We start from the raw sequence: 19,524 nt of genomic DNA on the forward strand, positions 1-19,524 counted from the left end.
ATGACAAGTTTGACGGCATCGCTTCGCCTCCTGACCTCGACGCTGGCGATGTCGCTTGGCTTGATGCCGGCGTGGGCTCAGTCCGCGCCGGCTCCGCAACTCAGCCTCGAGCTCAATGCCGTGCAGCCCTCGGACAAGGGTTGCCGGCTGACCTTCGTGGTCAACAATGCGCTCGGCGCCGATCTTTCCAAGGCGGCATTCGAAATCGCGCTGTTCAACGAGGCCGGCATTGTCGACCGCCTGAGCGTGCTCGACTTCAAGGACCTGCCGGCCGGCAAGACCAAGGTGATCCGCTTCGACCTCGCCGGCACCGAGTGCACCAAACTCAGCCGCGTGCTGATCAACAGCGCCACCGAATGCGCCGGCGTCAAACCGGGCGCCTGCATGCGCGGCCTGAAGACGCAGACCAAGACCGGTATCGCATTCGGCGTCTGAGGTGGGCCTGCATCCCGCCTTCCTGCACGACAATGCGACACGACCCGTCGCAGCTCCGCCGTCATGGCCGGCAACCGATCTTGATTTGACAATCCCACCCCGCTCGCGGCAGGTCTCGCCGCGAACCATGCAGGACATCACCCCCCTCCCCGACGCCGGCAACGAACCGGCGATTACGATGGACGAGCTCGCACAGCCGGCAGCCGCGGACCGCAAATGGACTGTGGCGATCGTCGCGTCCTGCCTGCTCCATGCCGCTGCCGCAGCGGCGTTCTTCATCGGACCCGCAGGGACATTCGATTCCAGTAACGCGATACAATCCGAAGGCACCGAGCAATCGGGCGCCGAGGTGGTCGGCAGCGCCTTGGACAGCCAGGCTCCCGACGCGGTCGATGTTACCTTGGTAACCGATCCGCGGCCGGCCAAGCCCGAGGCCGTTCGACCCGTGCCGCCGACCGAGGCGCCTCAACCGGTAAAGGAGCCGGCGGCGCCCAAGCCTGCGCCGGAAGCCGCCGAACAGGCGACCGCCGCGCCAGATACACTGACGGCCGCCATCCCGAATGATCAAACTGTCGCCCCAAGCGCTGAGACGTCGACTCCGCCAGGGGTTCAAACGCAAAGTTCAGAGGCACCGCCCGCCGACGAGCCCGCCGTTGATTTGCCTGCTGCCAAACCACCAGTCCCGAGCCCGCGGCCGACCCCTCCAGCCGGATCTGGAGATACCCGCGGTGCGGCAGATGGCGAAGAACGCGACGCACCGGCGGTTGCCAGCAAGGGTAAAAACCAGGACGCGGCTGGCAATGCGATGGAATCTCGTTACGGCGGTGAAATTCAAAAGAAGCTTGCCCGCGCTAACCGGCGCGTTTCGAAGGAAATTCAAGCCAAGGCTCGCAACAATGCCAGGGTCTATTTCGTCGTCATGGCCGACGGCAGCGTCAGCGACTTGCAGCTTGTCGAAAGTTCAGGGTCTGCCGAACTAGACCAATTCGCTTTGAAACTGGTGCGCCAGCAAGCCCCGTTCCCGCCCATTCCACCCGAGACCGGATTATCAAGTTGGGTGTTCAGGGCGCGGATCGGTCCGTTTTAACCAGCTCGCAGACCTTCGCCAAATCGTCCATCAATTCAAGAGGAAGCCCAATGTACATCGCCATGAACCGCTTCAAGGTCCAGAACGGCTCGGAGACCGCTTTCGAGGATGTCTGGAAGAACCGCGATTCGAGCCTCTCGGAGATGAAAGGCTTCAGAGAATTCCACTTGCTGCGCGGCCCGGTCAACGAGGCCGAGGGTTACACGCTGTTTGCCTCGCACACGGTGTGGGCAAGCCATGAGGATTTCGTCGGCTGGACCAAATCCGAGAATTTTCGCGCCGCCCACCGCAACGCCGGCACGTCGAAGGTGCACTATCTCGGCCATCCGCAGTTCGAAGGCTTTTCGGTCGTCGAAGGCGCCTGATTGAGATTTCACCCGTCGACGAGATCTGACGACGGGCAGATGCCGTCAGGTTCCGGTTGAATTCCGGCCGCCCAGTCGCCGAAGCCACTGGGCAATGTGCAGGCGCAGCCGCCGCCAGGGCTGTCCGCGTGTCAGGTAGCGCGCCAACCGCGGATCACCGGCCAACTCCGGGAACTGGCGCACATGCTGCGTCAGGAATGCAGGTATGAAATTGCGCCCGTTGAGATCGCTGAGCCAGGCAGAATTCGCCAGCAAATAGTCTGCGGCATCCGCCGCCAACACGCTCCTGTAGCTCCTGTATGCAGGCGTTTGCCGCACATTGCCGCCAGCAAAGGCAGTTCCGGTGGACAGGTTGGAGCCATGCAGGCGATAGAGGCCGAGACCTTCTGACAGGATGAGGCTGCCGCCGGCCTGGTGCGCGAGTGTCGCCGTCAGATAATCCGTCCCGACCTTGGCCTTGAACGGGAAGGACAATACCGGTTCCAGCGCGCCACGCCGGTACATGATCGCCGAGCATTGCGACCACAGCCAGCCCGTCACCGCAGGTGTGAAATAGGTTACCGGATGCTCCGATGCGTAGGCGATCCCGGGCGCCATGCCGGCAAGCCGGCCACCGGGCGCGATGGCGACGCCACTGCGATCCGCTCCGGACCGCGGTTTGCGCAAGGCAAGGAAGGTACCGCCCAGCAAGGTGCCGTCGCCATCGACAAGGAACACATCGGAACTCGACAGTGCGGCCGAATGCGTCGTGTTGAGGTGGGCGGACAGATGCGCGAGGAGAAAATCCGGCAGCCACACGTCATCGGCGTCGAGAAACGCGACGAAGGGCGCGTCGGTTGCGGCAAAGCCGTCGCGGAATCCCGCGGTCTGGCCGCCATTCTCCGTGCGCGCCAACAGGCGCAGGCGCGGGTCGTCTATATCCCTTAGAAGCTGTCGGACATGGTCGGCCGAGCCGTCCGTCGAGGCATCGTCGACGATGACGCATTCCCAATTCCGGTAGGTCTGCGCAAGCACCGAGCGGATCGCCTGTTCGACGTACGGCCGATAGTTGAAGCAAGTGATGACCACCGCCACGCGCGGCAGCTCAAACGGTCGGGACGTGTCTTCCATCTGTTCGGCTGCCCCGCTCGAGTTGCTCTCTATCCCTTGCGCATACCCTTGCAACCCGACGCAGGCAAGCGAGCCGCGAAAAGCCCCCTAGGCCGCCGCGAGCAGGCTGGCATTGCCGCCGGCAGCCGTGGTGTCGACGCAGACAGCGCGTTCATGCGCATAGGCCGCCGGGTTGAGCACCTCGCTGACCAGCGGCACGATCGGCCCGCCGCGGTCGGCAATGACCTTGCGCACGATCCGCGCCGCCTCGGGCCTGCCCGAGAAGGCGACGACATCGACGCGCAGCGAACGCGCTTCGACTGGGTCTGGCCGACCGTCTATGGCCGCCAGCGGCAACCCCTTGCCGGTCAGCGCCGACAGTGCTGCCGGCGCGCCCGGCGCCACGGCCAGCACCGCATTGCCGGCGGCCAGCGCCTGGATCGTCTGGGCAAGCAGCGTTTCGGCGTCCGGACCGAGGCACAGCACCCGGCCGCGCGGCGACAGCGACAGCGTGTTGGCCTCGCCGGTCGGTCCCGGCAGGTCGACCTGGCCGAAATCGATGGCGGCTGCAGCGCCGATCGCTGCAGCGCCCTTGCCGCGCAGATGCTTTCTCAAAATGGCGATGCGGTCCGGCCGCGTCGACCAGCCGCCAAGCGTCGGATCGGGCAGATTGTCGGCCAGTTCGGTCGCCGTCACCTTGTGGCCCTCGGCAATCTCCGTGCCCGCCTCCGGCCCCTTGCGGAACCGCCGGAGATAATGCGGCCCGCCGGCCTTCGGCCCGGTGCCCGAAAGCCCCTCGCCGCCAAAGGGCTGCGAGCCGACGACGGCGCCGATCTGGTTGCGGTTGACATAGATGTTGCCGGCATGGATGCCGTCGACGAAATGCTGGACGCGGCCTTCGATGCGGGTGTGCAGGCCGAAGGTCAGGCCATAGCCTTTGCGGTTGATGGCGGCGATGACGGCGTCGATCCCGTCGGCGTCGAAGCTGGCGACATGCAGCACCGGACCGAACACTTCGCGCTCCATCTCCTCGATGCCTTTGACCCGGAACACATGCGGCGCAACGAAGCGGCCATCTTTGGGTGCTTCGAGCTTGGCGATCAGCCGGCCCTGCAGCCCCATTTTGGTGCAATACTCGCGGATCGAGTTCTGCGCCTCGTCATCGATGACCGGCCCGACATCGGTCGAAATCTGCCAGGGATCGCCGATGGTGAGCGCTTCCATGGCGCCCTTCAGCATCTCCAGCATCTTCTTCTCGACATCCTTTTGCACGTAGAGCACGCGAAGCGCCGAACAGCGCTGGCCTGCACTCTGGAAAGCCGATGCCAGTATGTCGCGCACCGCCTGTTCGGGCAGTGCTGTGGAATCGACGATCATGGCATTGAGACCGCCGGTCTCGGCGATCAGCATGGCGTCCGGCGCGGCCGTCTCGGCCAGTTGCTTCTCGATCAGCTTTGCAACCTCGGTCGAGCCGGTGAAGCAGACGCCGGCAATGCGCGGATCCGCAGTTAGCGGTCCGCCGACCGACGGACCGTCGCCCGGCAGAAGCTGGATGACATCTTCCGGCACGCCGGCCTCGCGCAGCAGCTCGACGGCGCGGAAGGCGATCAGCGGGGTCTGTTCGGCTGGCTTGGCGATGACCGAATTGCCGGTGACGAGCGCTGCCGCGATCTGGCCGGTGAAGATGGCGAGCGGGAAATTCCACGGCGAAATGCACACGATCGCGCCGCGTGCCTCGGTGCCCGCTTCGTTGTTGGCCGCTTGGGCAGCGTAGTAGCGCAGGAAGTCGACAGCTTCGCGCACTTCGGCCACGCCGTCGGCCAGCGACTTGCCGGCTTCCCTGGTAGCCAGCGCAAAGAACTCGACCGCGTTGGCCTCATAGAGGTCGGCCGCGCGGTTGATGATGGCGGCGCGCTCGGCGACGGGGCGTTTTGCCCAGGCCGGCTGCGCCTCCACCGCGAAGCGCACCGCGGTCGCTACCTGCTTGGCAGCGGCTTCGGCGACCGTGCCGACGATCTCGGCAGGCTTTGCCGGATTGACCACCGGGCGCTGCTTGCCGTAGCCGGCGGCGCGCGTGATCGGCTTGGCATGCCAGCGCTCGGGCCCGGCAAAGGCCGCCTTGGCCTTGTCGATCGCCGCCAGCGTCACCGGGTCGGTGATGTCGAATCCCTTCGAATTGCGCCGCCCAGTGCCGAAGATCGTCGCCGGACGAGCGATTGCCGGATTGGCGGCGGAGCCCTGGCTCTCGACCGTCTCGAGCGGATCGCGCGCAATATCCTCCGGCTCGACATCCTCATCGGTGAGCTGATGAACGAAGGAGGAGTTGGCGCCATTCTCCAGCAGACGTCGCACCAGATAAGCCAAGAGGTCGGAGTGCGCGCCGACCGGCGCATAGATGCGGCAGCGCGTGCCTTCGGCCTGGCGCACCGTCTCATGCAGCGCCTCGCCCATGCCGTGCAGGCGCTGGAATTCGAAAGCGTCACGGTTGTCAGCCATCGACAGGACGGCAGCGACTGTATGGGCGTTGTGCGTGGCGAATTGCGGATAGATGCGGTCGGTCATCGACAGCAACTTCCTGGCGCAGGCCATGTAGGAAACATCGGTGTTGGCCTTGCGGGTGAAGACAGGGTAGCCGGAAAGCCCGAGCGTCTGTGCCCGCTTGATCTCGGTGTCCCAATAGGCGCCCTTGACCAGCCGCACCATGATGTTGCGGTCGTACTTTTTCGCCAGCGCATAGAGCCAGTCGATGGTGAAGGCCGCGCGCGGGCCGTAGGCCTGGACGACGACGCCAAAGCCATTCCAGCCGGCAAGCTCCGGCTCGGACAACACACGCTCGATGACGTCGAGCGACAGGTCGAGCCGGTCGGCCTCCTCGGCGTCGATATTGAGGCCCATGCGCGAATGGCGTGCGGCCAGCGCCAGCGACAGCAGCCGCTCGGCCATCACCGGCAGCATCTTTTCCTTCTGTGCCTCTTCGTAGCGCGGATGCAGCGCCGACAGTTTGACCGAGATGCCGTGGTTCTGGCGGATATCGGGACCGTTGGAGCCTGAATCGAGCGAGGAGATCGCATCGGCATAGGCTTTGAGGTAGCGCAGCGCGTCGGCCTCGGTGCGGGCGGCCTCGCCCAGCATGTCGAAGGAATAGAGATAACCTTTCTGGATCATCGACTTGCCGCGCTTGACGGCTTCCGCAATGGTGCGGCCGAGCACGAACTGCTCGCCCATTTCGCGCATGGCGGCGGCGACCGCCTTGCGGATAACCGGCTCGCCCAGCCGGCGAACCATCGAGCGCAGCGTGCCTTCAATGCCGCCCTCGCCTTCGTCGAGCACACGGCCGGTCAGCATCAGCGCCCAGGTCGAGGCGTTGACGAAGATCGAGCTCGAACCGCCCGAATGCGCCGACCAGTCATGCGGTGCGATCTTGTCGGCGATCAGGTCGTCCATGGTCTCGGTGTCAGGCACGCGCAGCAGTGCCTCGGCCAGGCACATCAGCGCCACGCCTTCCTTGGTGGAGAGGCCGTAGGCCGAGAGAAAAACCTCCATCAGCCGCGGGTCGGACGAGCCGCGCACCGCGCGCACCAGATCCGCGGCACGGGCCGAGACGGCTTTGCGGTCATCGGCCGAAAGTTCTGTCGCCGCAGCCAGGCGCTTCACAGCCGCGTCTTCGTCGGGCAGGTAGTTGGCGCGGATCTGCTGGCGAATGGTGTCGAGCGGCATGGCGGTCCCTGCTGAGCAAGCATCTGGGAGCGGGCCGGCGGTCGCCGGACCGAATGGCGCAAGCTAGCACAGAGCCGCATTTTCGGCCGGTCCAAAGAAATCGACATGGCAGGCCGATCGGTCTATCATTACGGTTGAATCGTTATCAGGTGGACTATGATATCCGTGACAGAAGACCAATTGGACCGCATCGACAGAAACATCCTGTCGGCGCTGGCGCGCGACGGGCGGCTATCCATGTCTGGACTGGCCGGCAAGGTCGGCCTGTCGAAGACGCCGGTGCAGGCGCGGGTGAAGCGCCTGGAGAAGGACGGCTATATCAGGGGCTATCAGGCGATCATCGATCGCGAGCGCATGGGCGAAGGCCATGTCGCCTTCGTCCAGGTCAAACTGTCGGACACACGCTCGGCCGCGCTCGATGCTTTCAATCGCGCGGTGCAGGCCGTGCCGGAGATCGAGCAGTGCCACATGATGGCGTCGAGCTTCGATTATCTCCTGAAAGTCCGTACCACCGACATCGCCGCCTATCGCCGCGTGCTCGGCGAGCGCATCTCGGCACTGCCGCATGTTGCGCAGACCTCGACCTTCGTGGCCATGGAGACGGTGAAGGATCGCTAGCTCACTCCGACAGCGTCTTCAAAAACGCCACCAGCGCCGCGCGTTCGCGGTCCGACAGTTGCAACGGGTGCACTTCGGAGGTGCCTTCAACGGCCGCCTCCGCCTTCGCGTAGTGCGCCACCACCTCCTCCAGCGTGGAGAACTGTCCGGCATGCATATAGGGCGGCCGTGTCGCCGCGCCCCGCAGCGACGGCGTCTTGTAGGCACGCATCAGTTCGGGTGCTGCCTTGACGATGAAGCGCAGTTCTCCGCAGGCGCCGGCGTCGCCATCGCGGAAGGCGCCGAAGCAGTTGAATGGGTCGGCCTGAACCTGGGCCACCGCATCGAAACGGCCGCGATCCAATGGCAAATCCCTGACCGGCCGCACGCCGGTGTTGTGGAAAGCGTTGTCGGTGAAGCGCGGGCCGTTATGGCAGGTGACGCAATTGGCCTTGCCGATGAACAGTTTCAGCCCGAGCATCTCCTCCGGCGAAAAGGCATCGTCGGCTTTCGGCTTGGCGCCTGACGCAAGATCGATGGCAAAGCGGTCAAAGCGCGTCTGTGCCGGTTCGATCGACCGTTCGAAGGCGGCGATCGCCTTGCCGATATTGGAAAAGACGCGGTTGACGTCGTCCATTTGGGCCGCGGTCATTGCCTTCCACGCCGCCTGCTCGGCCTCGTTGCCAAGCGGGCTGGCGTTGGCCGGCACGGCGGAAAGATCCGGCAGTGGCCCGAAGATGCGCTCGTAGCGCTCGCCGAACCGCTTCTGGATGTAATGCGCGAAGGCCGCGCGGTTCCCCGCCTGCTCGAGCGGGTTTTCCAGCGGCGTCAGCGCCTGCGCCCACAGGCTGTCGCGCCGTCCATCCCAGAAGAACCACGGATTGCGGGCAATGCCGGCCAGCGGCATCGAGCGCCTGTTGGTTCGGCCGACGCCGACGGATTGCGGCAGGTCATCCTGGAACTGCCGGTCGATCTTGTGGCAGGTCGAGCAGGATACGTTACCGTCGCGGCTCATGCCCTGGTCGAAGAACAGAGTGGAGCCCAAGGCGGCGGCGGCCGGCACGTCGGCGAACCGGTTGGTGGTGTCGGGTTTGAGCGCCGGCAAGGTGTTCAGCGCCAGCGAAGCGATGGTCTTCTTCTCGGCATCGGAAAAATCCGGTTTGCCGCAGCCGGCAACGAGCACGACCGCCGCCAATGCCAGAAGGCGCAACAGGCCGTTCATCCGCTCACAGCACCACGTTGAAGACGACCGTGTCGGAACCGGCCGCCGCCGAAATGGCGAAGCGCAACTGCCACACGCCGCTCATGGTGAATTTCAGCCCCTCGATCCTGTAGCGCCCCTCGCCAAGATAATCGGTCGCCTGCGGACTGGTCGGCAAGCCGTGATTGTGCTGCGGCATGCCGCCGGACACCGAGATCGCCGCACCTTCCACGGAATCGCCGTTGACCGTCTTCAGGGTCAGCAACCAGGATTGCAGTTCGCCTTGCCGGATAACGCCGCGTTCCGGCTGAATGCTGGCGACAAACAAGCCGTTCGCCGTCTTCTTCGAGCGCGAAACATCGGGGCCCGGCGCCGACTGCGGCGCGGTCAGATAGACGATCGCCAATATGCCAGCCAGCAAGGCGGCCAGACCAACGCCCGCAAGAAGATAACGCCATATCGATGCCAAACCGGTTCCTCTTCTGGGCATAACGTCTCGGGAAGCAATTCGCGTCCCCGCTTCTGTGGGAAAACGCTTCTGGCGCAAAAAACCGCCGCCGCCAAGCATGGCGCTGCCGGCCGCAAAAAGCTACAGCAGCGAACTGATCCGGAGACAGATACATGGCAGCAGACGGCGTCGCTTCGATCGGTGAATGCATGCTCGAACTGTCCGGCCAGGCCGGGCCGAACTGGCGCATGGGCTTTGCCGGCGACACGTTCAACACGCTGTGGGCGCTGCATGCGCTGAGCGGCGAGCGGCCGGCGACCTATGTCTCGGCCTTCGGCGACGATCCCTTCTCGCAGGGCCAGATTTCGTTCTTCGCCGAAAACGGCATTGACATCGGCGCCAGCCCGGTCATCCCAGGCGCGCGGCCCGGCCTCTACGCCATCACCTTGACCGGCGCCGAACGCGCCTTCACCTACTGGCGCAGCGACGCGGCGGCCAGGCGGCTCGCCTCGGACCCGCCCGCCTTGGCAAAAAGCCTTGAAAACCAAGCTCTTGTGTATTTTTCCGGAATCACCTTGGCAATTCTGGATGCCGCCGCGCGCAAGACGTTGCTGGCGGAAGTGTCCAAGGCGCGGGCTGCCGGTTCGCTCGTCGCCTTCGACCCCAACTACCGGCCGCGCCTGTGGCAGAGCCGCGAGGAGGCGCAAGCCGCGATCCTCGACGCGCTTGCCGTCGCCGACATCGCGCTACCGACCTTTCCCGACGAGCAGATGCTGTTCGGCGACTCGGCACCGCAAGCGACCGCCGAGCGGTTCGGAAAACTGGTCGGCGAAGTCGTCGTCAAGAATGGCGAGGAACCCGCGCTGATCGCCACTGGCGGAGCCCTGCAGCCGGTTCCGGCCCAGCATGTCGCCACCCCGGTCGACACCACCGGCGCCGGCGATTCCTTCAATGGCGGCTATCTCGCCGCCCGGCTTGCCGGCCATGCCCCGGCGGATGCCGTGCAGCGCGCGCATCGCGTCGCCGCCGCTGTCGTGCAGGTGCGAGGCGCGCTGGCGCCGTTCGAGGTTCTAAGAACCGCTTTCGAGGGCTAGTCTAAGACCTTAGGGAAGCCTGAAACGATATTCCGTCACCTGATGATAGATCTGGCCCGGCCACAGCGTGGCCTGCGGGAAATAGGGCCGGTTCGGCGCGTCGGGCCAGGTCTGCGCTTCCAGGCAAAAGCCGGAAAACGCCTTGTAGCGCCGTCCGTCCAGGCCGCCCGAGGTCGGCGCGACATACTGGCCGGTGTAAAGCTGCAGGCCCGGCTCGGTGGTCCAGACTTCCATCTCGACGCCGGAATTGGCGCCTTGCGCCCACGCCACCTGGTGAAGCGGGCCCCGGGCTGACGCCAGGCAGAAATTGACGTCGTAGGGAAGCTGCTCGCCTTCCGTTTCCATCCGCAGCGGCCGCGCCTGGCGGAAGTCGAAGGGCGTGCCGTCGACAGGTTTGACGACGCCGGTCGGGATCATCTCGCCATCGACAGGCGTATAGGCGCCGGCGTTCAGCATCAGCCGGTGGTCGAGAATGTCGCCGGCGCCGCCATCGTCGAGATTGAAATAGGAATGCTGCGCCAGATTGCACAGCGTCGGCTCCTCGCAGGTGGCGGTCAGTTCCATCGAGAGCGTGCCGGGAATCTTCAGCCGGTAGGTGCAGGTGACGTCGAGCGCGCCGGGAAAGCCCATCGTGCCCTCAGGATCGTGCAGGGTCAGGGTGACAAAATCCCGGCCGTGCAGCGAAACCGTCCACGGCCGATGGAAGAAGCCCTCCGAGCCGCCATGCAGCGTGTGCTTGCCGAGGAAATTGCGCTCGGTCTGGTAGCGCTGGCCGGCAATGGTGAAGCGGCCGTCGCGGATGCGGTTGGCATAGCGGCCGACGACCGCGCCGAAGAAGGCCCGGTCAGTCTCGTAAGGCTCGAAGCGATCGTAGCCCAGCACCAGCGGCGCGTCGTGCCCGGCGAGCCGCAGATCCTGGATGATTGCGCCGAGCCCGATGATGTTGGCGCTGACGCCGCCGCCCCGGATGGTGAAACGGCGAACGGGTTCGCCTGCCTGCGTCGTGCCGAAGACTTCGCCGTCCTTCATCGCTATGTCCAAATGCTAATTCATCGATCTGTCGACTTAGAGCAATTCCAGGAAAAGTGTGAAACGGTTTTCCGTCCGGAATTGCAAAAAACAAAGAACTGGAGCGGTTCGGCGTTTCCGTGAAACGCTGAACCGCTCCAGTCCGGCTGAATGTCGTCTGGCAAGGGCAGGCGCGCGGCCTGCCCTGCCCGTGAATGATTTAGAGGCCGAGACCCCCGATGCAGACATATTTGGTGTCGAGATAATCCTCGATGCCCTGATGTCCGCCTTCCTTGCCGAGGCCCGATTCCTTGACGCCGCCGAACGGCGCTTCCGGCGTGGTGATCAGGCCTTCATTGACGCCGACCATGCCGTATTTCAGGCCTTCCATGACCCGGAAGGCGCGGCCGAGGTCGCCGGTGTAGAAATAGGCGGCCAGGCCGAACTCGGTGTCGTTGGCGAGCGCAATGGCTTCCTCCTCGGTCTCGAACTTGAACACCGGGGCGATCGGGCCAAAAATCTCTTCCTTCATGAAGCGCATGTCGGGCTTCGCATCGGCGATGACGGTCGGCTGGAAGAATGAGCCGCCAAGCGCGTGGCGCTTGCCGCCGGCAACGACCTTGCCGCCCTTCGACGTGGCGTCGGCGATGAATTCCTCGACCTTCTCGACCGCCTTCACGTCGATCAGCGGTCCCTGCTGCACGCCCTCTTCCAGGCCCGAGCCAACCTTCAGCGCATTGCTGGCAGCGGCCAGCTTCTCGACAAACTTGTCGTAGATGCCGGCCTGCACCAGGAAGCGGTTGGTGCACACGCAGGTCTGGCCTGAATTGCGGTATTTGGCGGTGATGGCGCCGGCGACGGCGCGATCGAGGTCGGCATCGTCGAAGACCAGGAACGGCGCATTGCCGCCGAGTTCCATCGAGACCTTCTTGACGGTGACGGACGACTTCTGAATCAGCAGCTTGCCGATCTCGGTCGAGCCGGTGAAGGTGATCTTCGACACCAGCGGATTGGCGCAGATCTCGTCGCCGATTTCGCCGGCAGCACCCGTCAGGATGTTGATGACGCCCTTGGGGAAGCCGACTTCCTCGGCGAGCGCGCCCCATGCAAGGCCGGAATACGGCGTCTGCGAGGCCGGCTTGACCACGGCGGTGCAGCCGGCGGCAAGCGCGGGGCCAAGCTTGCGGGCAAGCATCGAGGAGGGGAAATTCCACGGCGTGATGGCGGCAATGACGCCGACCGGCTCCTTGGTCACCAGGATGCGGCGATCGCCCCATGGCGATGGCACGACATCGCCATAGGTGCGGCGGCCTTCCTCGGCAAACCACATGATATAGGCGGCGGCCGAACCGATCTCGCCCTTGGATTCGGCGAGCGACTTGCCCTGCTCGATGGTGAGCAGTTCGGCCAGCACATCCTGATTGTCCATCATCGCGTCATGCAGCTTGCGCAACAGCTTCGAGCGCTCGAGCGCGGTCGTCTTGCGCCAGGTCTTGAAGGCTTCGCTTGCGGCTTCGATGGCGCGGCGGGTTTCCGCCTTGCCCGACTTCGGCACGGTGCCGATCTTGAGACCGGTGGCCGGGTTGTTGACGTCGACCGTCTGGCCGCTGTCGGCCTGCACCCATTCGCCGTTGATGAGATTGGCCTGGCGCATGAAATGGCTGGTTTTCTGCAGCATGGTCTAGCCTCCGTTCGGCGCACTGACGGGCCGGTTTCCTGGATCTCTTGAACGAGCGTGCACAATGGCGGCGGAGCCGACACGCTGAAGCCACTGCTCTTTACCTAGGGCAAGCCCGGCAAGCAATTGCAAGATGGCATATAGGCTTTGGGCCAGCCCAACGCCAGAGAAAATTCACATGTAAATTAGTTTGGGCCGCAGCCTTGTCAAAGACCAGCCTTGCCAAAGACCAGCCTTACAGAAGACCAAGCCTACCCAAAGACATGCACCACCACCGTCAGCCAAAAGGCGGTTGTAACAACCGCGCTTGCCGTGGCGATGGTCATCTGGTTCGACGCCAGCGCCTGGCCGGTGTTGAACTGCACGGCGATGAGATAGGAATTGATGCCGGACGGCAGCGCCGCCACCACGACCGCCACTTTGGCCGTCAAGGGCGGCAGGCCAAACAGCCAGACCAGGCCGAGCACCAGCGCCGGCATCAGGAACAGTTTCAGCGTCGACAGCGCCAGCGCCGGTCGGATGTTACCGGAAATGCCGAAACGGCGCAGGCTGAGCCCCATGGCGAACAGCGCCACCGGCCCGGCGGTGTTAGCCAGCGCATCGGCCAGTCGCATGGCAAGGTTCGGCAGCGGCGCGCCGGTGAGGCGCCATGCCAGCCCGGCCAGGATGCCGATGATCAACGGATTGGTGAACAGTCTTCTCAGAAAGCTCTGGATGATGCGCAGCGGGTGTACGGGCTCGCTGCCGCCGCGGCCAAATATCTCGAACATGATGATCGAAGCCATCATCATGGTCGGCAGATGCACGGAAACGAGCAGCGACAGCACTTCGAATCCGCTGGACCCGAATACGCCGAGAACGAAGGGAATGCCCAGCAACACCACATTCGAGAAGGATGACGACACTCCACCGACGATGCCGGTGCGCGCGTCCCGCCCGAAGATCCGTGTCGTCACCAGATGGCCGGCGGCCCATGTCATTGCAACCGCCGCGAAATAAGCACCCCACAGCGACCAGGGCGCCACGCCGTGGAAATCCGAATTCACCATCGTCCGAAACAGCAGCAGCGGCATCGCCACGTTGATGGCGAACTCGGCGATACCCTCGCCGCTCGCCGGCTTTAGATAGCCGGTGAGCCCGGCGAGATAGCCGAGCGCGACAAGGCTGAAGACGAAAAGAACGGTTTCCGTGAGCGGCGACATTTTTCAGGGATAGGCGAGCCCGGATTGCAGTGCAATCGCCCTGATCTTCAGAAATCGATCCTCGATCCGGCCGGCGCCTGAATTTGATCATGGTCGGGTGACAGCGCTATACAGGCTTGGGATCATTAGGGCGGACACAAAGAATGGTCGCGACGCCGAAACAGCGTCATTTCAGACGGGAGTGGCTGGTCAGACAGGGGTGGCTGGTCAGACAGGGGTGGCTGGCGGGTTTCGTCGTTATACTGCTTTGCCTTGGCGTATCTGAGGCCCAGGCCGCCGAGACCAAAAGTCTCAAGGGCGTGGCGCTGATCATCGGCCAGTCGAAATACGAACACATCGCAGCCCTTGCCAACCCGGCCAACGACGCCCGCGACATGGCCAAGATGCTGACCGACCTCGGCTTCGACGCCCGCAACGTCACCGATCGCGATGCCGCCAAGCTGAAGCGCGATCTCGATCGGTTTGTCGAGGACGCCGAAGGCGCCGACGTAGCCTTCATCTATTATTCCGGCCACGGCATCGAGGCCGGCGGCGAGAACTATCTGGTGCCGGTCGACGCCGACGTCTCGTCGTTGAAAAATGCTGGTGAGGCGCTGGTGCCGATTTCAGCCGTCATGGACGAGCTGAAAAAGACCATGCCGGTGACGATCGTGCTGCTTGACGCCTGCCGCACCAACCCGTTTCCGCCGGACGCGGTCGTGCGACGCGGGCCGACGGCTTCCGCCGAGCCCGTCGGCGCCGGCGGGCTGGAACCGGTGCGCGGCGCAAAAGCCCTCGCCGATGCCTCAGTGGATGATGCCAGCCTGGGAACCGTGGTCGGCTTCGCCGCCGAGCCGGGCCGACCGGCGCTCGATGGCGTCGCCGGCGAAAACAGCCCCTACGCCGCCGCCCTGCTGCGCCACCTCACCGCGATGAAAGGCACCGAGTTCGGCTCGGTCATGCGCATGGTAACCGAGGAGGTCTATCTCGACACCAAGGCAAAGCAGCGCCCCTGGGTCAGCGAGAGCCTGCGTCGCCTGCTCTATTTCGGCGTCGCGCCGCCCGAACCGACCGGCGACGACGGGCTGATCACCGGCGAGAGGCGGCAATTGCTGCTGACCATTTCCGACCTGCCCGATCCCAAACGGGCTCAGGTGGAGTTGGCTTCTCTCCAGGACGGCGTGCCCCTTGACGCGCTCTACGGCGTGCTCAAGGCGCTCGGCACGGAAAAGATCCCTGAGGATCCCAACGACCTGCAGAAGGTGCTGGACAGCCAGGCCGAGCGTCTGAAGAAGATGATGGCCGAGCGCGCCGCATTACGCACCGACGATCCCGAGATCAGTCGCCTGGTCGCATCCGCCGACAAGGCCATAGGCCAGGGCGCCATGGTGACGGCGCGCAAATTCCTCGACGACGCGGTCGGCCGGATCGAGGAAAACAGCGGTGCGGTGGATGAGGCCGAGGACCTGCTCCGGCAAAAGCGCATCGCCGACGCCGCCATCTATGCCAAACGCGCCGACGCCGCCGCGCTGGTCTTCGACTACAAATCCGCCGCCACCGACTACGCCAAGGCGTTTTCGCTGGTCGAGAAGTGGGACGAAAAGCTGCGCTGGAACTACAAGAACCAGGAGGCCGAGGCGCTGAACGCTTATGGCTACGCCACCGGCGACCTCGATGCACTACAACAGTCCATCGAGGCCTATCATGTCATCTTGAACTTCATTCCCAATGGCGAACAGAACCGCGATTGGGCAATCACTCGCAACAACATGGCGGTCGTGCTGCAAACCATCGGCGAACGCGAAACCGAGACCGCGCATCTGGAAGAGGCAGCGCAGATCTTCCGCGGTTCGCTTGCCGTTTTCGAGCGCGAGAAAGATGATCGCAACTGGGCCGCTGCGCAGAACAACCTGGCCAATGTGCTGCTGAAGATCGGGGAACGCGAAAGCGACCCCAAGCGCCTGAACGATGCGGTGGCGGCAATGCGCGCCACGCTGGAGAGGCGCCCGCGCGACAAGCTGCCTTTGGACTGGGCCTCTTCGCAGAACAATCTTGGCCTCGCCCTCTATGCGCTCTCCGAACGCGAACCCACCGGCGAGCATCTTAAGCAGGCCGAAGCCGCCTACCGGCTGGCGCTTGAGGAATACACGCGCGAAAAAGCGCCGGTAGAATGGGCGATGATCGAGAACAATCTCGGCAACACGCTGGTCACCCTTGGCATCCAGCTCAACGATAAGGCCAAGATCAATGAGGCGGCCAACGCTTTCCGCGCCGCGCTGGAAGTGCGAACCCGCGAAACCTTCCCGGTGTCCTGGGCGACCAGCCGCCTCAACCTGGGCAATGCGCTGAGCGGTATCGCCCGCTTCGATATGGGCACGGCTACGCTGGAAGAAGCTGCAGCTGCCTACAACGACGCTCTGACGGTGTTTACCCGCAAGCGCTTCCCGATGGACTGGGCGTCAGCCCAGAACAATCTTGGATCGATCTATCAGACCCTTGGTCAGCGCACCCGTGATGCGGCCAAGCTGGAACAGTCGGCGGCAGCCTTCCAGGCGGCACGGCAGGTCTATGTCAGGCGGAAGTTCCCGCAGGACTGGGCGATGAGCTACTACAATCTCGGCAACACGCTGCAGCTTCTCGGCGGCGTCACCGACAAGCCCGAGCATTACAGCGAGGCGGTCGACGCCTACGGCAATGCGTTGCGCGAGTACAAGCGCGAGACGAACCCGCGGCAATGGGCAATGGCCCAGGCCGGCCTGGGCTCGACGCTGCACTGGTTGAGCATGAGCAATGGCGATGCCAAGACGCTGCAGGATTCGATTGCGGCGCGGCGGGCAGCGCTCGAAATACTCACCATCGAGGCCGCGCCGGTCGACTGGGCCAACGCTCAAAATGGCATCGGTATGAGCCTGCTCAATCTCGGCAATCTCCAGCGGACCGACAAATATCTCAACGACGCCGAAGCGGCGTTCACGGCGGCGCTGAAGGTGTTTACGCGCGAAAGTCAGCCGCTGCAGTGGGCCTTCGAGCAGAACAATATCGGCGACGTCCACTGGAACCGCGCCAGCTATGGCGCGGGCAAGCCGGAATATCTCAAGGCGATCGAATTCTTCGAGAACGCCAAGCAGGGCTTCACCGAAGCCGGCTACACGATCCCTATCCCGCTCACCGATCAGAAGATCGAGCTGGCGAAGAAGCAAATGGCGAAAATGTGAAGCGAACCGAGGGTTCGCCTTTCGCTTGTCTTTGTGCCGGCTTTCCGATCCCTATATCAGAATGACCGGAGCGGCATCAGGCTCCCGGAAAAGGTTTCGATGATTCGATTTGTGCTGTCGCTGTTCCTGCTTGCTGTTCCCGCCGTCGCCCACGCGACCGACGCCGGCTGGGCGCTGCTGCGTGACGGCGGCCATGTCGTGCTGCTTCGCCACGCGCTGGTCACCGGCACCACCGACCCCGCCAATTTCGTCATCGACAACTGCGCCACCCAGGTCAACCTATCGGCGCGCGGCAAGCAGCAGGCGAGCAAGATCGGCGCCTTGTTCGGCGCCCGCGCCGCCCCCATCGAGCGGGTGCTGTCCAGCCGCTATTGCCGCTGCCTCGACACTGCCCGCATCGCCTTCGAGGCGGAGCCGGAGCTTTTTGCGCCGCTCGACCTCCTGAGGAGCGATCCGACCGAGAAGGCCGCGCAGCTCGACGCGGTGATGAAGGAAATCCGCGCCTACACCGGTTCCGACAATCTGGTCATGGTCACGCATCTCGAAAACATCGTCGCGCTGACCGGCGTCTCGCCGCGCGAGGGCGAAGCGGTGGTGGTCGAGCCGCAGGGCGATGGCTTGCGCGTGCTCGGCCGCGTCACGTTCTGAGAAAGCCAGTGGTCAAGCTCCGTGAAAACTGAGCTGACGTAACGTCAACTGGGAGGGCCGCCGGCTTGTCGGGCGGCCCTTCTTGTCTTTATGGGAAGGCCATCCCATCTGCGCCCGGCGCATCAGGCCTTTTCCTGCCGGGAAAAACCGATTAGACAGCGCCCAAACCAGATGCGGACAGATTCCGCCCGCAACCGAAGGAAGAGCCCTTGTCCACCACGTTCGACAAAGTCGCCAAGATCATTGCCGACACCAGCGAGATCGACATCGATACCATCACTCCCGAGAGCCACACGATCGACGATCTCGGCATCGACAGTCTCGATTTCCTCGATATCGTCTTTGCCATCGACAAGGAATTCGGCATCAAGGTGCCGCTGGAAAAGTGGACCCAGGAAGTCAATGACGGCAAGGCTTCGACCGACGATTACTTCGTCATGAAGAACCTGTGCGCCAAGATCGACGCGCTGGTCGCCGCCAAGACCGCCTGATATCGGCTGGCGCGCGGCCTTGACGGGCTGCGCCGCCTGACCCACAAAGCCGCTCATGAGCAGCCCTCGCGACGTCGTCATCACCGGTATCGGCCTTGTCTCCTCGCTGGGAGAGGGTCCGGATACCCACTGGCAGAAGCTGGCGCAGCCCGGCCTGCAGCCGGTGCTCGAATCCGCGCGCTTTGCGCCCTACACCGTGCATCCACTGCCGGAGATCGACTGGAACCTGCAGATCGCCAAGCGAGGCGACCAGCGGCAGATGGAAACATGGCAGCGGCTCGGCACCTATGCGGCCGGCATGGCGCTGGACGACGCCGGCATCAAGGGCAATGACGAGCTCTGCACGACCATGGACATGGTTGTCGCTGCCGGCGGCGGCGAGCGAGACGAGGCGGTCGATGCCGCCATCCTCGCCGCGTCCGAGAGCCGCAACGACCGCGACGTGCTGCTCAACGAGAAGCTGACCACCGAATTGCGGCCGACGCTTTTCCTGGCCCAGCTCTCCAATCTGCTCGCCGGCAACATCTCCATCGTCCACAAGGTGACGGGATCGTCGAGGACCTTCATGGGCGAGGAAGGTGCCGGCGTCGCCGCCGTCGAGACCGCCGCCGCGCGCATCCGCTCCGGACAGTCGACGCACATACTGGTCGGCGGCGCCTTCCAGACCGAACATTCCGACATGCTGCTCGGCTATGAATTGGCCGGCTATCTGCATCGCGGCCCATGGATGCCGGTCTGGCAGAGACAGGGCGCCGAGGGCGGCGGCCTGGTCTCCGGCTCCGGCGGCGCTTTCCTGGTGCTGGAGCAGCGCGAACACGCGCAAAGCCGTGGCCGCAAGATCTATGCCGAGCTCGGACCGGTCGTCTCAGGCCGCGCCCGGCGTTCGCGCGGCGAGCTTGACGCCGAGATCGCGACACTGCTCAAACAGGCAACTCTCCCGAACGGCAAGTTGCTGGCCCTGTCGGGCGCATCCGGGGCGCATACCGCAACGTCAGCCGAAAAGGCAGCGCTGGATGCCAATCCGGCGATATCGGCGCGCGGCTTCGCGACGCTGACCGGACATATGAAGGAAGCGCAGTTTCCATTCGCGGTCGCCCTCGCCGCCCTGGCCGTCGACCGCAAGGCCGCCTACCCCGTTTTCGACGCCGCGGCCGAGAAGCCGTTCGAAGGCATTCCCGAAACCGTGCTCGCAACGGCGATCGGCTATCACCAATTCGAGGGCATGGCTCTGGTCAACGCTGCTGCTTGAAGCAGCGCTGCGCGATCATGC

The 19,524-nt window shown here is 64.3% G+C and carries 16 protein-coding genes; 9 read left to right on the plus strand and 7 right to left on the minus strand.

What is annotated here, in order from left to right; genetic code table 11:
* The 3 genes from NKJ57_RS15270 to hmuQ all read left to right on the plus strand — a co-directional run bounded on the left by NKJ57_RS15270 (position 1) and on the right by hmuQ (position 1,887).
* Entirely contained in the window at positions 1 to 435 is a 435-nt protein-coding gene (locus tag NKJ57_RS15270; protein ID WP_023706051.1) for a hypothetical protein, read from the plus strand.
* Between the two features lie 127 nt (positions 436 to 562).
* Positions 563 to 1,522, plus strand: coding sequence for an energy transducer TonB family protein (locus NKJ57_RS15275; RefSeq protein ID WP_023706052.1), 960 nt, complete (start codon positions 563 to 565; stop codon positions 1,520 to 1,522).
* Positions 1,523 to 1,572: 50 nt separating this feature from the next.
* The gene (gene hmuQ, locus NKJ57_RS15280; protein WP_352511759.1) at positions 1,573 to 1,887 is read left to right on the plus strand and encodes a heme-degrading protein HmuQ; all 315 of its coding nucleotides are present in this window, start codon (positions 1,573 to 1,575) and stop codon (positions 1,885 to 1,887) included.
* A gap of 45 nt (positions 1,888 to 1,932) precedes the next feature.
* On the opposite strand, the gene NKJ57_RS15285 is transcribed toward hmuQ, so the two are convergent.
* Positions 1,933 to 2,997 carry a glycosyltransferase gene (locus tag NKJ57_RS15285; RefSeq protein ID WP_023706054.1) on the minus strand — a complete coding sequence of 355 codons (1,065 nt, stop codon included), beginning with the start codon at positions 2,995 to 2,997 and terminating at the stop codon, positions 1,933 to 1,935.
* Positions 2,998 to 3,084: 87 nt separating this feature from the next.
* Positions 3,085 to 6,693 (minus strand): bifunctional proline dehydrogenase/L-glutamate gamma-semialdehyde dehydrogenase PutA, encoded by a 3,609-nt coding sequence (gene putA / locus NKJ57_RS15290; protein ID WP_023706055.1) that lies wholly within the window; start codon positions 6,691 to 6,693, stop codon positions 3,085 to 3,087.
* A 156-nt stretch (positions 6,694 to 6,849) separates the two neighbouring features.
* Between putA and NKJ57_RS15295 the strand changes: the two genes are divergently transcribed.
* Positions 6,850 to 7,311 carry an Lrp/AsnC family transcriptional regulator gene (locus NKJ57_RS15295; RefSeq protein ID WP_023670450.1) on the plus strand — a complete coding sequence of 154 codons (462 nt, stop codon included), beginning with the start codon at positions 6,850 to 6,852 and terminating at the stop codon, positions 7,309 to 7,311.
* Position 7,312: 1 nt separating this feature from the next.
* On the opposite strand, the gene NKJ57_RS15300 is transcribed toward NKJ57_RS15295, so the two are convergent.
* Entirely contained in the window at positions 7,313 to 8,512 is a 1,200-nt protein-coding gene (locus tag NKJ57_RS15300) for a cytochrome-c peroxidase (protein WP_023739070.1), read from the minus strand.
* Positions 8,513 to 8,516: 4 nt separating this feature from the next.
* Complete coding sequence (locus tag NKJ57_RS15305; protein ID WP_023735257.1) at positions 8,517 to 8,960, minus strand: FixH family protein; 444 nt, start codon at positions 8,958 to 8,960, stop codon at positions 8,517 to 8,519.
* A gap of 152 nt (positions 8,961 to 9,112) precedes the next feature.
* On the opposite strand from NKJ57_RS15305, the gene NKJ57_RS15310 reads away from it, so the two are divergent.
* The gene (locus tag NKJ57_RS15310; RefSeq protein ID WP_352511762.1) at positions 9,113 to 10,033 is read left to right on the plus strand and encodes a sugar kinase; all 921 of its coding nucleotides are present in this window, start codon (positions 9,113 to 9,115) and stop codon (positions 10,031 to 10,033) included.
* A 9-nt stretch (positions 10,034 to 10,042) separates the two neighbouring features.
* Here NKJ57_RS15310 and NKJ57_RS15315 read toward each other — a convergent pair whose 3' ends face one another.
* The 3 genes from NKJ57_RS15315 to NKJ57_RS15325 form a co-directional block, all read right to left on the minus strand.
* Positions 10,043 to 11,068 carry an aldose epimerase family protein gene (locus NKJ57_RS15315; RefSeq protein WP_023681740.1) on the minus strand — a complete coding sequence of 342 codons (1,026 nt, stop codon included), beginning with the start codon at positions 11,066 to 11,068 and terminating at the stop codon, positions 10,043 to 10,045.
* A gap of 193 nt (positions 11,069 to 11,261) precedes the next feature.
* Positions 11,262 to 12,719 (minus strand): NAD-dependent succinate-semialdehyde dehydrogenase, encoded by a 1,458-nt coding sequence (locus NKJ57_RS15320; RefSeq protein WP_023670445.1) that lies wholly within the window; start codon positions 12,717 to 12,719, stop codon positions 11,262 to 11,264.
* A gap of 251 nt (positions 12,720 to 12,970) precedes the next feature.
* A complete protein-coding gene (locus NKJ57_RS15325; RefSeq protein ID WP_023735255.1) occupies positions 12,971 to 13,921 on the minus strand; it encodes an AEC family transporter in 951 nt (316 codons plus the stop codon).
* Positions 13,922 to 14,064: 143 nt separating this feature from the next.
* On the opposite strand from NKJ57_RS15325, the gene NKJ57_RS15330 reads away from it, so the two are divergent.
* The 4 genes from NKJ57_RS15330 to NKJ57_RS15345 all read left to right on the plus strand — a co-directional run bounded on the left by NKJ57_RS15330 (position 14,065) and on the right by NKJ57_RS15345 (position 19,503).
* The gene (locus NKJ57_RS15330; RefSeq protein WP_023735254.1) at positions 14,065 to 17,115 is read left to right on the plus strand and encodes a caspase family protein; all 3,051 of its coding nucleotides are present in this window, start codon (positions 14,065 to 14,067) and stop codon (positions 17,113 to 17,115) included.
* Between the two features lie 99 nt (positions 17,116 to 17,214).
* Complete coding sequence (locus NKJ57_RS15335) at positions 17,215 to 17,763, plus strand: histidine phosphatase family protein (RefSeq protein ID WP_023670442.1); 549 nt, start codon at positions 17,215 to 17,217, stop codon at positions 17,761 to 17,763.
* Between the two features lie 209 nt (positions 17,764 to 17,972).
* Positions 17,973 to 18,254: an acyl carrier protein gene (locus NKJ57_RS15340; protein WP_010909964.1), complete on the plus strand. Its 282-nt coding sequence runs from the start codon at positions 17,973 to 17,975 to the stop codon at positions 18,252 to 18,254.
* Between the two features lie 55 nt (positions 18,255 to 18,309).
* A complete protein-coding gene (locus NKJ57_RS15345) occupies positions 18,310 to 19,503 on the plus strand; it encodes a beta-ketoacyl-ACP synthase (RefSeq protein WP_352511764.1) in 1,194 nt (397 codons plus the stop codon).
* Positions 19,504 to 19,524: the final 21 nt, after the last annotated feature.

Source organism: Mesorhizobium sp. M0077, assembly GCF_040322955.1.
Taxonomy (GTDB): domain Bacteria; phylum Pseudomonadota; class Alphaproteobacteria; order Rhizobiales; family Rhizobiaceae; genus Mesorhizobium.

Coding starts and splice junctions, on each gene's coding strand:
- NKJ57_RS15270 (WP_023706051.1), top strand. CDS start 1: ATGACAAGTTTGACGGCATCGCTTCGCCTCCTGACCTCGACGCTGGCG.
- NKJ57_RS15275 (WP_023706052.1), top strand. CDS start 563: ATGCAGGACATCACCCCCCTCCCCGACGCCGGCAACGAACCGGCGATT.
- hmuQ (WP_352511759.1), top strand. CDS start 1,573: ATGTACATCGCCATGAACCGCTTCAAGGTCCAGAACGGCTCGGAGACC.
- NKJ57_RS15285 (WP_023706054.1), bottom strand. CDS start 2,997: ATGGAAGACACGTCCCGACCGTTTGAGCTGCCGCGCGTGGCGGTGGTC.
- putA (WP_023706055.1), bottom strand. CDS start 6,693: ATGCCGCTCGACACCATTCGCCAGCAGATCCGCGCCAACTACCTGCCC.
- NKJ57_RS15295 (WP_023670450.1), top strand. CDS start 6,850: ATGATATCCGTGACAGAAGACCAATTGGACCGCATCGACAGAAACATC.
- NKJ57_RS15300 (WP_023739070.1), bottom strand. CDS start 8,512: ATGAACGGCCTGTTGCGCCTTCTGGCATTGGCGGCGGTCGTGCTCGTT.
- NKJ57_RS15310 (WP_352511762.1), top strand. CDS start 9,113: ATGGCAGCAGACGGCGTCGCTTCGATCGGTGAATGCATGCTCGAACTG.
- NKJ57_RS15320 (WP_023670445.1), bottom strand. CDS start 12,719: ATGCTGCAGAAAACCAGCCATTTCATGCGCCAGGCCAATCTCATCAAC.
- NKJ57_RS15325 (WP_023735255.1), bottom strand. CDS start 13,921: ATGTCGCCGCTCACGGAAACCGTTCTTTTCGTCTTCAGCCTTGTCGCG.
- NKJ57_RS15330 (WP_023735254.1), top strand. CDS start 14,065: ATGGTCGCGACGCCGAAACAGCGTCATTTCAGACGGGAGTGGCTGGTC.
- NKJ57_RS15335 (WP_023670442.1), top strand. CDS start 17,215: ATGATTCGATTTGTGCTGTCGCTGTTCCTGCTTGCTGTTCCCGCCGTC.
- NKJ57_RS15345 (WP_352511764.1), top strand. CDS start 18,310: ATGAGCAGCCCTCGCGACGTCGTCATCACCGGTATCGGCCTTGTCTCC.